The sequence below is a fragment of the Herbidospora solisilvae genome (assembly GCF_009901565.1).
Classification (GTDB): domain Bacteria; phylum Actinomycetota; class Actinomycetes; order Streptosporangiales; family Streptosporangiaceae; genus Herbidospora; species Herbidospora solisilvae.
Map to the genome: position 1 here is coordinate 709,922 of NZ_WXEW01000004.1, position 14,466 is coordinate 724,387.

Below are 14,466 nucleotides of genomic sequence, written 5' to 3' on the forward strand. Positions count from 1 at the left end.
ACCCCAGAGATGCAGAAGCTCATCACGTTGCTGAGGAAGGAGATCGGATACCAAGAGCAGTCCGGCGGCTACACCAAGTTCGGGGACTGGTACAACGCCGTCGAGACGGACGCTGACTACTCGTACCAGCCATGGTGCGACATGTTCCTTTCGTGGGGGGCGAACAAGCTCGGCTACAGCGACTGGTTCGGAGAGTTCTCCTACACGGTCGCGCACGCGCAGTGGTTTCAGGCGCAGGGGGCCTGGGGCCGTGAACCGGAACCGGGTGCGGTCGTCTTCTTCGACTGGGACGGCGGAGGAAGCGTCGACGGTATCGATCACGTGGGACTCGTGACCGAGGTGAACGGATCGCAGTTCACCTCGATCGAGGGCAACACCAGCAACATGGTCAAGGAACGAACCCACGACGAGGGGACGGTCGTCGGGTTCGGCTATCCGGAGAAGATCCTGGAGAAGACCACCGGCTCCTCCGAGACGAGCACCGACACGGGCCGGGACAGCGGCTCCGACACCCAGACCGGCACCGGAACCGACGGCCGACCCGGCACCGCGCCGGGCACCGGCCACCACCCCCGGCCGTGGGACAGGCCGGACACCAGGTCCGGCGGCGGCTCCGAGGACAAACCAGGCGTCGGCCACGAAGGCCGCCCCGGAACCGACACCGGCTCAGGCCCAGGACAGCGACCCGGCCCGGACACGAACCCGGGCACCGGCCCGAACACCGAGTCGGGGTCCGACAGCGGTGCGGGCACCAACCACGGATCCGACACCAAGCCAGGCCCCAGCCACGGAAGCAACACAGGCACGAGCCCTGGAACCGACACCGGCCCGGACACGAACCCGGGCGCCGGCCCGAACACCGAATCCGGCACCGACAGTGGGTCGGGCACCCACCAGGGCATCGACAACGGTGTTGGCACGAGCCCTGGAACCGACACCGACAGGGGCACGAACCACGGAACCCCCACCGGTACGGAAACGAACCCGGGCACCGGCCCGGCCACCGAATCCGGCACCGACAACGGAACCGGCAACGGATCGGATGCCAAGACCGGGACCGATAAGGGCGCCAGCACCGCGACCGGGGCCGACAACGGCTCCAGTGCCACGAACGGGACCACATCCGGCGCCGACTCCCACGGTCCCGGATCGCACACCATGCCCAAGATCGGGATCGGCGTGAGGCCCGCCGACCGCCCGGACACCCGCTCCGGTGGCGGTTCCGAGGACGGGCCCGGGTTCAGGACGGGACCTCACGTCTGGTCGGGTATCGGCGTCGACGGCACTCCTGGGATCTCCTCCGACTCCGGCTCGCGTGCCGGTGTCGGCCCCGGCGGGTGTACCGGCAGCGACGAGAACGGCTGTCCGGACCGTGGTCCGCTGGTCTGGGCCGACACCCCCGCCTTCGTCCAGCAGGCACAGAAAGCCACCGAGGCTCCCCGGGGTCCCAGCCCCAAGGTGATCCTCCTCAAGGAGATGGCGGCGGAGACGTCGCTCGTCCACATCGAACCGGCCCCGGAGATCAGCACGCTCCCGGTCGCCGCGAGCCGGCCGGCGCCCTCCTCCGTCCCGCACGCCCTGAGCGCGCAGGGGCTAGTGGCGCCGCTGCTGGTGGTGCTGCTGGCGATGGCCTTCCTGGTCAGCCACCGGCGCCCGGCGTCGTCGGCGCCGAAGGACTACCGGGGGCGTCACCGCCGGTAGAGCTCCGGGTTCCCGAGGCGCGCGGCCCTGAGCCGCGCCCGGTGCAGGCCGGTGTCTCCGTACGCCGACCCGAGTGACCACACCCGTGCCACCCAGAGGTCGTGCCCACGCGGTCCGTGCCGCAGGATCGTGTGGGCCGCCTCGGCGGCGGCCTCCCCCGCGGCGGCCTTGGCCGCGCTGACCGCGCGCACGACCTCCCCTTCGGGCAGCGAAGGGTCGCCGGCGACGACCGCGGCCTCGTCCACGAGGGAACCGGCGCACTCGGCCGCGCCGGACGGCAGGTCCGCGACCGCGCACAGGTGCCGGGCCAGCCCGACGAGCTGGGCGGCCACCGCGACGGTCGCGATGCGCAGGGCCGGCAGGGCAGCGACCCGCGTGCCCAGCGGGATGCCGGGACGCTCGGTCGACACGCTGAACAGGCGGCGGGCCGGGTCGAGGCCGGGGCGGGGCGTCAGCCGTACCGAGGAGGGCGGGAGCGCCTCCAGCACACCGCCGGGGCGTTCGACGATCAGCAGGCCGGCGGCGTCGGCGTCGGGGGCGTACACGGTGTCGCCGATGCGGGCCGAGACCCGCAGCTCGCCGCGGGCGAGCGGCCCCAGGAAACGTTCCGGCAGCAGCAGCGCGCCGAGCACGCACGTCTCCACCAGCGGGCCGGGCAGCGCCACGCGGCCGGTCTCGGCGAACGCGGGCACCGTGTCGGCGAACCGCAACCCGAGCCCGCCCGAAACCGGCGATACCAAACACCCGAGGAATCCGGTCGCGGCGAGCGCGTCCCAGCGGGGCGGCCGCGGGTCCACGGGCGGCGACAGGAGGGCGGCCCGGACCAGGGCGGCCAGGCCCAGCTGCTGATCGGTGTAAGCCACGATCTGACATGTACGTTCCGGTGCATCCGTTGGCCATGTCACTAATCGCCGAATCTGACGGTGAGGCCGCCGGTCTGGTCACGACCGCCGTGGCAATCTACGATTTCTGCACACATCGGGTGAACGTTCAACCGGATCAACGCGTCAGGTCTGTGACGCACGTGAAGGGGGTGACGTCCCGTCGACAGGGGCCTCGGCCGTGTCCGGCTCCTGCGTGAGCTGGAATCGGCTCTCCGGGAAACGCCGCGCACCATCCTGGTCACCGGTGCCGCGGGACTCGGCAAAACCCATTTGCTGGGTGAGCTGACCTCCCAGGCGGCGGGCTTCCGCGTGCTCCGAGGTCGGGCCCGCGAGCTCGACGAGGGCCTGGCCTACGCGCCGCTCGTCGACGCCCTGGAGTCGCTGGGCCGCGAGCCGAAGGCCCAGCAGCGGTTGTGGGAGCTCTACGACGCCATCGACCGCGCCGCGCTCGGTCGTCAGGCGGGCCGTTCGGTGGCCGCGCCGGGAGCGCTGGCCGCGCAGCTCATCGCCGATCTGCCGGGACGGACCCTGCTGGCCGTCGACGACGTCCACCACGCCGACGCCGACACGCTGCGGCTGCTCAAGACGCTGCCGCGCACCTGCCCCGGCCTCGCGATCGTGATGACCGCGCGGCGGCCCCCGTCGCTCGAGGTCGACCTGGCGGTACGCCTCGACCCCCTCTCCCGCGCCGAGGTCAAGAACCTGATCACGTCGCTGCTCGACCGGACGCCGAGCGACAGCATGGTCGACCGGGTGCTGGCCGAGAGCCAGGGCAACCCGTGGTTCGTCCAGGAGGCGGTGCTCGCGCTCGTCCAAGGGGGCGCGGTGCGCTCCCCCGACCCGGGAGCCCGCCGGGGCGCGATCCTGAGCCGCATCTTCCAGCGCGACAAGGCCGGCCGCGACCTCGCGCGGGTGCTGGCCACGCTGGGCCGCACCCGCGACACCACCGCGATCGACACCCCGGGCACCCTGGAGGAGGTCGCCGAGCTGGCCGGGCTCGACAAACGCGCCGCCGAACGCGCGCTGGTCGCGCTCGTGCGCGACGAGGTGCTGGTCGACACCGGCGACGGCTACGCGTTCGCCCACCCGCTGGTCGCGGAGGCGCTGCACGCCGACCTCAACGCGGGCGAGCGCCGCCGCCTGCACGCCCGCATCGCCGCGATGCTCCAGCGGCAGGGCCTCAGCGGGGCCCGCCGGGTGCTCGAATGGGCCACCCACATGGCCGAGGGCGGCGCTCCGCACGAGGCGCGGGCGGCGATGTTGCGGGCCGCCGAGGTGACCCGCTGGACCGCCCCGCTGTCGGCCGCCCACTGGTTCGGCCGGGCCGCCGAGATCAGCGAGGACAAGGGCGAACTGCTGGCGTTACAGGCGCTGTCGTACTGGAAGGGCTCCCGCCCGGCGCTGGCGCTCAACTCCGCGCAGCGGGCGCTGGCGCTGCTGCCGCCGGGCCGCCGCCACACCCGCACCTCGTATGTGGCCGTCGGCGCCGCCCACGCGATGGGCTGGTACGACGTCGCCCTCGCCATCCTGGCCAAGCAGCTCCCCCGCGTCGACGACCCGACCGCGCTCCTGGCCCAGCGGGCGCTGCTGCTCGGCGAGCTGCGCCGCCCGCCCGACGACGCCGCGCGCCTGGCCTGGGCGGGCCTGCCGAGCTGCCCGCCGGAGGACCGCGTCATCACCGCCGGCGCGCTGGCCATGTGGGCGCTGGTCGAGGGCGACTGGCAGCAGACCGAACGGGCGGTGTCGTTCCTGCTGACGTTCGCCGCCGCGATGCCGCCCGGCGCGCGGCTGGCCGCGCTGGAGTCGGCCGCCCACGTGCTGGCCACGGGCGGCGAGCTGGCCCGGCCGCTGAAGCTGCTGGAGGAGGCCGAGCACATCCACCGCGGCCTCGGCTGGCACGACATCGCCGGGCAGAACGCCCGCACCACGGCCGTGGTGCGCCGCCTGAGCGGCGAGTGGGAGAAGGCCCTGGCCGACATCCGCGCCTCGGCCGGGCCGCTGACCGAGGCGGGCCTGCTGGAGAACCACGCGCTGCTGCGCAACGTCGAGGCCGACATCCTGCTCGACCAGGGCCGCTACGACGAGGCGCGGGCGATCCTGGCCGACCCGCCGCCGGCGAGCGCGACGCAGACGGGCCTGCGCCACATGTACAACGCGCGGCTCCTGCTCGGCACCGGCGACCGCGCCGCGTCCCTGCGGTCGATCGAGCTGGCCAAGGCGACCGGGGTGCCCGAGGTGCTCCACCGGGTGCTGGCGGTGGAGGTGATCTGGCACGCCATCGCCGGGGAGACGGTGGGGGCCCGTCCCGCCGCCGAGCGGCTCGACGACGTCGCCCGCAACGGCACCCCGCGCGCCAAGATGGCCGCCGACCTGGCCATGGCGTGGGCGTTCGGCGACGCCGGCCGCGCCCACGCCGCGCTGGAGAAAGCCCGCGGCCTCCCCTACGAGGAGGCCCGCGCCCGTCTCCTGATCGGCCTGTACGCCGACCCGGCGCAGCTCGCCAAGGCCCACACCCTGTTCACCGCCCTCGGCGCGGCCCCCTGGCGCGACCGCACGCTCCAGCACATGCGCGAGGCCGGCATCGCCCCCGCCCCCACCGCCACGCTCACCCCCGCCGAACGCCGTGTCATCGAGCTGGTCGCCGAGGGCCGGTCGAACCCGCAGATCGCCGACGAGCTCCACTACAGCCGCAAGACCGTCGAGGTCTACCTGAGCCGCGTCTACGCCAAGACCGGCCTGCGCTCCCGCCTCGAAGTGGCCCTCGCCGTGGAGCGCGGGGAGCTGTAGGGAGTTCCCTACTGCGACAACCGAAGTCAGCACGGCACCATCGGCTCCATGGGGATCCTGGAGTACGCCGACAAGGTGTGGCGCGGAGCGGTCAGGGCGCACGAGGTGCCGCTCGCCGAACTCCGGGCCGACGGCGTGCAGGAGGTCACCGAGGGCGTGGCCATGTGGCCGGCCTTCGGCAACGTGTACGCGGTCAAGGGGGAGGCCGGGCTGGCGCTGTTCGACACGGGCAACGCCATCGACGCCCCCGCGATGCACCAGGCCATCCGGGCCTGGTCGGACGAGCCGGTTCGCTACGCCGTCTTTTCTCATGGGCACTTCGACCATGTGGGGGGAATGGAGTGCTTCGACGACGAAGAGGGGACGCGGCCCATCGTCGTCGCACATGAGGGCGTGGCGAACCGGTTCGCCCGTTACGCCCGCACCGCCGGCTACAACTCGGTCATCAACCAGCGGCAGTTCGGGTTCGGGCAGATGCAGTGGCCGGCCACCTACCGGGTGCCCGACCTGACCTACCAGGACCGGCTCACCCTGACACTCGGGGACGTCACCTTCGAGCTGCACCACGCGCGCGGCGAGACCGACGACGCGACGTGGGCGCACATCCCCGAACGCAACATCCTGCTGACCGGCGACCTGTTCGTCTGGGTGACCCCCAGCGCCGGGAACCCGCAACGGGTGCAGCGCTATCCCGACGAGTGGGCCGTCGCGCTGCGGACGATGGCCACGCTCGACGCGGAGATCCTGCTGCCCGGCCACGGCCTGCCGATCACCGGCTCCCTGCGGGTGCGCCGGGCCCTGATCGACACCGCCGACTACCTCGACAGTCTGGTCGAGCAGACGCTCGACCTGATGAACGCGGGGGCGCGCCTCGACGAGATCCTGCACACCGTGAAGCCACCGCTGGAGTTGTCGCAGCGCCCCTACCTGCAGCCCTACTACGACGAGCCCGAGTTCATCGTGCGCAACATCTGGCGCCTGCACGGCGGCTGGCACGACGGCAACCCGGCGAGCCTCAAGCCCGCCCCGGACGCCGTCTTCGCCAGGGCCATCGCCGACCTGGCGGCGGGCGCCGGGACCGTGGCGGGGCGCGCGGTGGTCGCCGCGGCGGAGGGCGACCTTCGGCTGGCCTGCCAGCTGGCCGAACTCGCCGTCCAGGCGGAGCCCGACGACCACAAGATCCACGAGATAAGGGCGCGGGTGTACGCCCTCCGCGTCCAGCAGGAGCCCGGCGCGATGGCCCGGGGGGTCTACGCCTGGGCCGCGGCCGAGTCGCGCAGCAAGGTGACCGGCTGCGACCTGCTCGACGTGTACCACGAGGTGTCCGACGGCCGGATGTGGTGGATCCCGGCCCACGACCGGTGACCACAGCCGGGTAACCTGTCCGGCGTGCTGGAACGGATCACGGCGACGCGTTACGTCACGCCGCTGCGCGAGGGCGGCTCGCTGCCCGGTGTGATGGAGGCCGACGACCTCGGCACCTACGTCGTCAAGTTCCGGGGCGCCGGGCAGGGCCGCCGGGTGCTGGTGGCCGAGGTGATCTGCGCCGAGCTGGCCCGGGGCCTGGGCTTCCCCACTCCCGACCTGAAGGTGGTCGGCCTCGACCCGCAGCTCGGCCGCCGCGAACCCGACGAGGAGATCCAGGACCTGCTGAACGCCAGCGCGGGCGACAACCTGGCCATCGACTTCCTCCCGGGCGCGCTCGGCTTCGACCCGCCGGTCTGGAACCCCGACCCGGAGTTCGCCGGGAGGCTGATCTGGTTCGACGGCCTGATCCACAACGTCGACCGGTCGTGGCGCAACCCCAACCTGCTGGTCTGGCACGACACGATCTGGCTGATCGACCACGGCGCGGCCCTGTGGTTCCACCACAACTGGCCCCGCGCCGACCCGCTGCGGCCCTTCGACGCGAGCGACCACGTGATGACCAGGTTCGCGACCGAGGTGATCCCGCTTCCCGTGCCGGAGGACCTGCTGCGCCACGCCGTGGACCAGGTCCCCGGCGAGTGGCTCGGCGACGACTCCCGCGACGCCTACGTCGACCACCTGCTGACGAGAGCCGCCTCGACGGCCTGGCATCCCGACCTGACCGCGGCACCCAAGACTCCCGTGCGGACCAACACGATCGGCGGCTTCTGGCGCTCATGACCCGCGACGTCTACGAGTACGCGCTCATCCAGGTCGTCCCGGACATCGAGCGCGGCGAACTGATCAACGCCGGCGTGATCGTCTACTGCCAGCCCCGCGGCTACCTGTGCGCCCGCACCGACCTCGACGCCGCCCGCCTCCAAGCGCTCTGCCCGTCGGCGAACCTGCCCGGGGTGCTGCACTCGCTCATGGCCTACGAACTGAGCTGCTCCGCCGAAGACGGGCCGCTGCGGGAGGAGTCGCTGGGCAGCCGGTTCCGCTGGCTGACCGCGCCGCGTTCGACGATCGTGCGCACCGGGCCGGTGCACGCGGGCCTGACCGAGGATCCGGAGGCCGCCCTGAACCGGCTGCTCGACCGGCTCGTCAGAACAGCACCGAGGTGAAGGTGTCGACCTCGGCGAAGCCCACCCGGCGGTAGGCCGCGCGGGCGGGCGTGTTGTAGTCGTTCACGTAGAGGGTCACCACGGGCGCGAAGTACTTCAGGGCCTGTTCGACCACGGTCGCCATGCCCGACGAGGCGTGGCCTCGGCCCCGGTAGAGGGGGTCGACCCAGACGCCCTGGATCTGGCAGGCCTGCGGCGTGACCGCGCCGATCTCGGCCTTGAAGACCACCCGGCCGTCGTCGATGCGGGCGTAGGAGCGGCCGATGCGGATCAGTTCGGCCACCCGCGACCGGTAGAGCGCGCCGCCGTCGCCGTTGTCGGGCGAGACGCCCACCTCTTCGGTGAACATGGCCACGCACGCGGGCAGGACGGTGCCGAACTCCTCGGGCCGCACCCGCTTGACCAGCGGATCGGGCGCGACGAGCGGGGCCGCACTGATCGACATGACCGGCTGGGCCCAGCGGATCGCCCGCGCCGGGCCCCAATGGGGCTCCAGCCTCTCCCACAGGTGTTCGACGGCCACGGAGGGCCCGACGATCGAGGAGCAGCGGCGGCCCTGCTTGCGGGCCCGGTCGGCGAAGGCGTGGACGGCCTCGCGTGAGGCGTTGACCGGCACCAGGTTCGCGCCGGCGTAACAGAGGGAGGTCAGCCCGCCGCGCGGGCCGAACCCCCACATCTGGCCGCCCAACCGGGAGGGACTCAGGCCGACCGACCTGACCCGGGAGGCGACGAAGACGTTGGCGACCGGATCTGCGTCGAGGATCCGGAGCACCTCGTCGCGATCGTTGTCGTCCAGCACGCGCGACGCCGACGTACGCAGCATCACCCGCCCAGCCTACGCCAGACCCCCCGATTGGTCAGCGACCGAGGAGGACTTGGGTCAGCCTCTCGTGGGCCGGTTTCCCTCCCGTGGAGGCCATCCGGGTCGCCGCCCGCGCCCCGGCCGACGCGCAGCTGAGGTCGGGCTCGCTGCCCATGCGGCGCCGCTCGGGCAGCAGGCCGTCCTTGAGGTAGGCCGACACCCGCCGGTCGACGCACGCGTTGCCGCCGAAGCTGACCCCGTGGTTGCCGCCCCCGACCAGCATCAACCGGGCCGACGGGAACCGGTTGCGGACGGTCAGCGCGCCCCGCAGCGGGGTGGCGGCGTCGTAGCGCGACTGGAGGATCAGGATCGGCGGGAGGCTCCGGCCGCCCCCGACGGTGACGGGGGTGCCCCCGGCCTGCGGCCAGAAGGCGCAGGGCAGGTTGTAGACCGTGTTGCTCCAGGTCATGAACGGCGAGTGGGCGTAGATCCGGCGGGCGTCGGCGCGCCAGCGGCTCCAGTCGCGGGGCCAGACGGCGTCGCGGCACTGGGTGGCCAGGTAGACGGCGTAGCCGTTCTCGTCGGCGGCGTCGGTCTCGCCGTGCTGGCGGTAGGCGTTCACCAGGGCGGTGACGTCGCCCTTGCGGACGTAGTCGGAGAAGGCGCGGGCGAAGGTGGGCCAGACCGCGTCGCTGTAGCCGCCCACGGTGAAGGTGTCGTCGAGCTCGCTCGGGCCCACGATGCCGCCGGCGGGGCGTTCGGCCAGGCGCCTGCGCATGCCGTACCAGGCGAAGGAGACCTCCTCCTCGGTGTCGCCGAGGCGGAAGGCGGCGTTGTGGTCGGACACCCACTCGAGGAAGTCGCGGTGGCGGTCGTCGAAGGCGACGTTCTGGTCGAGGTTGGCGTCGTACCAGACCTTGGTCGGGTCGACCACGCTGTCGAGCACCATCCGGCGGACCCGGTCGGGGAACAGGGTGGCGTACACCGAGCCCAGGTAGGTGCCGTAGGAGTAGCCGAGCCAGCTGATCTTCTCCTCGCCGAGGGCGCGGCGCAGCGCCTCGACGTCGCGGGCCGCGTTCTCGGTGGTCATGTACGGCAGCAGCCACGCGAACTTGTTGCCGCACGCGCCGGCGTAGGCCTCGGCGCGGCCCAGCAGCACCCGCTCGGCGGCCTCGTCGGCCGGCACGTTGTCGGGGCGCGGCGGCGCGTAGAAGCGCTTGGGGTCGACGCAGGTCAGCGCGGGCCTGCTGGCGCCGACGCCGCGTGGGTCGAAGCCGATCACGTCGTAGCGGGCGGCCACCTCGGGCGGCAGCGAGGCGGCGACGTGGCGGGCCAGCGTGAGCCCGGAGGCGCCCGGCCCGCCAGGGTTGACCAGCAGCGGCCCAAGGTGGTTGCCGTCGCGCGGCGCGCTGCCCTTGAAGCGGTTGAGCGCGATGGTGATCTGCTGCCCGCCGGGCTGCGCCGGGTCGAGCGGCACCCGGACGTTCGCGCACTCGGGGGTGGCGGCCCGGCGGGCCGCCACCGCCTGGCCCAGGCCGCGGCCGTTCCCGGTGAGTTCCTTGAGGATCTCGGCGAGGGTGGCGGGCGGAGCACTCTTGGGGCCGGCCGTGGGGCACGCCCCCCAGACGATCCGCTGCGCCGGCACGACCTGCGCGGCATCGGCCCCCTCGGGCTCTGCCACCAACCCCGTCACCATCCCGGCGGACAGGATCGTGACCCCGGAGACCACTCCGACGACTCGCTTCACGCGCTCTCTCCTCTGCTCACACGACAGAGGCCAGCTTCCCGTAAGTGACGGGGCGATCACACGGAGTCGCCGGGGTGGATTACCGAATCATTAGCGGACGATGACCTGCGGCCCAGGGGCGTCGTCGTCGAGGTCGACGTCGACACCCATCTCCTCGGCCAGGCGCAGCGCCTCTTCGATCAGGGTCTCGACGATCTGCGACTCGGGCACGGTCTTGACGACCTCGCCCTTGACGAAGATCTGGCCCTTGCCGTTGCCGGAGGCGACGCCGAGGTCGGCCTCGCGGGCCTCGCCGGGGCCGTTGACGACGCAGCCCATGACGGCCACCCGCAGCGGCACCTTCAGCCCGTCGAGCCCGGCGGTGACCTGGTCGGCGAGGGTGTAGACGTCGACCTGGGCCCGGCCGCAGGAGGGGCAGGAGACGATCTCGAGGCCGCGCTGCTTGAGGTTGAGCGACTCGAGGATCTGGTTGCCGACCTTGACCTCTTCGACCGGGGGCGCCGACAGCGAGACCCGGATGGTGTCGCCGATGCCCTCGGCCAGCAGGGCGCCGAACGCGACCGCCGACTTGATCGTGCCCTGGAAGGCCGGCCCGGCCTCGGTGACGCCCAGGTGGAGCGGGTAGTCGCACTTCTCGGCCAGCAGCCGGTAGGCCTTGATCATGACCACCGGGTCGTTGTGCTTGACGGAGATCTTGATGTCGCGGAAGTCGTGCTCCTCGAACAGGGAGCACTCCCACAACGCCGACTCGACGAGCGCCTCGGGGGTGGCCTTGCCGTACTTGGCCAGCAGGCGGGGGTCGAGGGAGCCGGCGTTCACGCCGATGCGGATCGGCACGCCGTGGTCCTTGGCCGCGCGGGCGATCTCGCCGACCTTGTCGTCGAACTTCTTGATGTTGCCCGGGTTGACCCGGACCGCCGCGCAGCCGGCCTCGATGGCGGCGAAGACGTACTTGGGCTGGAAGTGGATGTCGGCGATGACCGGGATCTGGGACTTCCTGGCGATCGCCGGGAGGGCGTCGGCGTCGTCCTGCGAGGGGACGGCGACGCGGACGATCTGGCAACCCGACGCGGTGAGCTCGGCGATCTGCTGAAGCGTGGCGTTGACGTCGGCGGTGAGCGTGGTGGTCATGGACTGCACGGAGATCGGGGCGTCACCCCCGACCGGCACCGAGCCCACCATGATCTGACGCGAACGGCGCCGGGGGGAGATCGGCTTGACCGGCAGGGAGGGAATCCCGAGATCAACAGACATTTCAGCACCTTGCGCTAAGAGTCGTCCTTGACGTCCATCAGTCTAGGCAGGCGCCGGATCACCCAAACCCGCGCGGCCACCCGCTGCCCCAGCTTCTGATGAATCATTCATCCCCCACCTGGGCAAAAGCCGCGAACGACCGCAGTGACCTGGGCATCCCGGAAACCCCCGGTTTACATTCCGAATCGCGTGAGCGCTCCCGCAGCAGTGCGGCGTTTGGCCGCCCCGTAACGAGGCTGGCAGCAGCCACGGCCAGGTGAAAGGGACATCCGTGGTCGGACCACGTAGTAGAACGCTCAGATTCAGGATCACCGCCATCGCCACCGCAGTGGTCGCGATGGCGGCCACGGCGGTGACCGTGCTGGTCGCCAGCCCCGCCCAGGCACATGGCGCGATGATGATGCCGGGCAGCCGTACGTACCTGTGCTGGAAGGACGGCCTGAACTCAAGCGGCGCCATCCAGCCCAACAACCCGGCGTGCGCCGCGGCCGTCGCCCAGAGCGGCACGAACTCGCTCTACAACTGGTTCGCGACGCTGCGCTCGGATGGCGCGGGCCGGATGTCCGGGTTCATCCCCGACGGCTCCCTCTGCTCCGGCGGCGCGGTCGTCTACAACTTCAGCGGCTTCGACCTGGCCCGCAACGACTGGCCGGTGACCCACCTGACCTCGGGTGCGAACATCCAGATCCGGTACAACAAGTGGGCCGCCCACCCGGGCACGTTCCGCCTCTACATCACCAAGAACACCTGGTCGCCCACCCGGCCGCTGGCCTGGAGCGACCTGGAGTCGACGCCGTTCGACTCCTCGACGAACCCGCCGAGCGTCGGCAACCCGGGCAACGAGAACGCCTACTACTACTGGAACGCCAACCTGCCGTCGGGCAAGAGCGGCCGTCACATCATCTACTCGGTGTGGCAGCGCTCCGACAGCAACGAGACGTTCTACGGCTGCTCCGACGTCGTCTTCGACGGCGGCAACGGCCAGGTGACCGGCATCGGCCCGGGCGGCCAGAACCCGGACCCGAGCCCGACCCCCACGCCGAACCCGACGCCCACCCCCACGCCGACGCCCACTCCCACGCCCACGCCGACCCCCACGCCCAACCCGGGCGGCGCCTGCACCGCCACCTACGCCATCTCCAGCTTCTGGCCGGGCGGATTCCAGGGAACGGTGACGGTCAAGGCCGGCAACTCCGCGATCCAGGGGTGGACGGTCAAGTGGACCTACGCCAACGGCCAGTCGATCAGTCAGATCTGGGGTGCGGCACAGACCACCTCAGGCGGACAGGTGACGGCCACACCGGTGGACTACAACCGCAACCTGGCCGCGAACGCCACCGCGACGTTCGGCTTCCTGGCCAGCCAGTCGGGCACCAACCCGGTCCCGACCCTGACCTGCACCTCTCCGTGATCTGAGACGACCTGAAGGGCCCGGGGCGCCGACCGCCCCGGGCCTTTCGGCTGCTCAGGCGGTCAGTTCGGCCGCCCGCGTCCGCGCCCAGGCGTCGGCGGCCAGGACCTCCTCGATCGACTCGGCCCGGCCGACGGTGTGCTCCCCGACCACCTCGGCCACCGTGTCGACGATCGCGAGGAACGGCAGCGCGCCCTTCATGAACGCCTCGACGCACACCTCGTTGGCCGCGTTGTAGACCGCCGGGGCCGTGCCCCCCTGCTCCCCCACGTGACGGGCCAGCGGCACCGACGGGAACGCCTCCACGTCGAGGGGCTCGAAGGTCCACGTGTGGGCGCGCGTCCAGTCGACCGGCGACGCCACGTGGGGCAGCCTCCCGGGATGGCCCAGCGCCAGCGCGATCGGCAGCCGCATGTCGGGCGGGCTCGCCTGGGCCACCGTCGAGCCGTCGACGAACTCGACCATCGAGTGGATCACCGACTGCGGGTGGACGACCACCTCGATCCGGTCGAACCCGATGTCGAACAGCAGGTGGGCCTCGATGACCTCCAGGCCCTTGTTCACCAGCGTCGCCGAGTTGATCGTGATGACCGGCCCCATGTTCCAGGTCGGGTGGTTCAGCGCCATCTCGGGGGTCACGTCGGCCAGGTCGGCCCGCCGCCGCCCCCGGAACGGCCCGCCGCTGGCGGTCACGACCAGCTTGCGCACGGCCTCGGGCCGGTAACCGGTCGGACCGGACGCCCACAGGCACTGCGCCAGCGCCGAGTGCTCGGAGTCGACCGGCAGCAGCTGGCCCGGCGCGGCCAGCCGCTTGACCAGCGGCCCGCCGATGATCAGCGACTCCTTGTTGGCCAGCGCGAGCGTGGTGCCGGCCTTCAGCGTCTCGAGCGTCGAGGTCAGCCCCAGGGCCCCGGTGATCCCGTTGAGCACGATGTCGCACGGCCGCCCGGCCAGCTCGGCCACCCCCTCGGGGCCCGCGAGCACCTCGGGCGCGGCCCCCAGGGCCGAGAGCGCCTCGCGCACGGCGGGCAGCGCGGCCGGGTCGGCCACGGCCACCACGGGGGCGCCGGTCTCGGCCGCCTGCCGGGCCAGCAGGTCGGGACGGCCCCCGCCGGCGGCCAGCCCGGCCACCCGGAACCCGTCGCGGGCGAGGACGTCGAGGGCCTGGGTGCCGATCGAACCCGTCGAGCCGAGCACCATGATCGAACGTGGGGGGATTTCCGGTCGGTTCACCGCACCATTGTGCGCCACGCCCCGGTACGCCTGAGCCTCGGGTTATTCCACGCTATCTATGCCCGTATCCCGCTATATCCATATGTACATAAAGGAGAAAGAGGGACAGCGGGGTC

The 14,466-nt window shown here is 72.1% G+C and carries 11 protein-coding genes; 6 read left to right on the forward strand and 5 right to left on the reverse strand.

Features of this window, described 5'->3' with window-relative positions; genetic code table 11:
• Positions 1-9 precede the first annotated feature (9 nt).
• Complete coding sequence (locus GT755_RS16625) at positions 10-1,701, forward strand: CHAP domain-containing protein (protein WP_161480579.1); 1,692 nt, start codon at positions 10-12, stop codon at positions 1,699-1,701.
• Here GT755_RS16625 and GT755_RS16630 read toward each other — a convergent pair.
• A complete protein-coding gene (locus GT755_RS16630) occupies positions 1,689-2,564 on the reverse strand; it encodes a hypothetical protein (protein WP_161480580.1) in 876 nt (291 codons plus the stop codon). The two genes, GT755_RS16625 and GT755_RS16630, sit on opposite strands and share 13 nt — an antisense overlap.
• Positions 2,565-2,774: 210 nt before the next feature.
• Here GT755_RS16630 and GT755_RS41570 point away from each other — a divergent pair, with 210 nt between their 5' ends.
• The 4 genes from GT755_RS41570 to GT755_RS16650 are packed head-to-tail and all read left to right on the forward strand — an operon-like array spanning position 2,775 to position 7,903.
• Positions 2,775-5,372, forward strand: coding sequence for an AAA family ATPase (locus tag GT755_RS41570; protein ID WP_268903326.1), 2,598 nt, complete (start codon positions 2,775-2,777; stop codon positions 5,370-5,372).
• A gap of 48 nt (positions 5,373-5,420) precedes the next feature.
• Positions 5,421-6,737 (forward strand): alkyl sulfatase dimerization domain-containing protein, encoded by a 1,317-nt coding sequence (locus GT755_RS16640; protein ID WP_161480582.1) that lies wholly within the window; start codon positions 5,421-5,423, stop codon positions 6,735-6,737.
• Positions 6,738-6,761: 24 nt separating this feature from the next.
• A complete protein-coding gene (locus GT755_RS16645; RefSeq protein WP_161480583.1) occupies positions 6,762-7,520 on the forward strand; it encodes a HipA family kinase in 759 nt (252 codons plus the stop codon).
• Positions 7,517-7,903 carry a DUF3037 domain-containing protein gene (locus tag GT755_RS16650; RefSeq protein ID WP_161480584.1) on the forward strand — a complete coding sequence of 129 codons (387 nt, stop codon included), beginning with the start codon at positions 7,517-7,519 and terminating at the stop codon, positions 7,901-7,903. The genes GT755_RS16645 and GT755_RS16650 overlap by 4 nt, the downstream gene beginning before the upstream one ends.
• Here GT755_RS16650 and GT755_RS16655 read toward each other — a convergent pair.
• The 3 genes from GT755_RS16655 to ispG form a co-directional block, all read right to left on the reverse strand.
• Positions 7,884-8,726, reverse strand: coding sequence for a GNAT family N-acetyltransferase (locus GT755_RS16655; protein WP_161480663.1), 843 nt, complete (start codon positions 8,724-8,726; stop codon positions 7,884-7,886). The genes GT755_RS16650 and GT755_RS16655 overlap by 20 nt on opposite strands.
• A 34-nt stretch (positions 8,727-8,760) precedes the next feature.
• Positions 8,761-10,452, reverse strand: a complete 1,692-nt coding sequence (locus GT755_RS16660) for an alpha/beta hydrolase (protein ID WP_328794376.1) — start codon at positions 10,450-10,452, stop codon at positions 8,761-8,763.
• 90 nt (positions 10,453-10,542) lie between these two features.
• Positions 10,543-11,706 (reverse strand): flavodoxin-dependent (E)-4-hydroxy-3-methylbut-2-enyl-diphosphate synthase, encoded by a 1,164-nt coding sequence (gene ispG, locus GT755_RS16665; protein ID WP_161480585.1) that lies wholly within the window; start codon positions 11,704-11,706, stop codon positions 10,543-10,545.
• A gap of 271 nt (positions 11,707-11,977) precedes the next feature.
• On the opposite strand from ispG, the gene GT755_RS16670 reads away from it, so the two are divergent.
• A complete protein-coding gene (locus GT755_RS16670; RefSeq protein ID WP_328794377.1) occupies positions 11,978-13,117 on the forward strand; it encodes a lytic polysaccharide monooxygenase auxiliary activity family 9 protein in 1,140 nt (379 codons plus the stop codon).
• Positions 13,118-13,171: 54 nt separating this feature from the next.
• Here the strand turns inward: GT755_RS16670 and dxr are convergent, their stop codons facing one another.
• Positions 13,172-14,317 (reverse strand): 1-deoxy-D-xylulose-5-phosphate reductoisomerase, encoded by a 1,146-nt coding sequence (dxr, locus tag GT755_RS16675; RefSeq protein ID WP_161480666.1) that lies wholly within the window; start codon positions 14,315-14,317, stop codon positions 13,172-13,174.
• Positions 14,318-14,466: the final 149 nt, after the last annotated feature.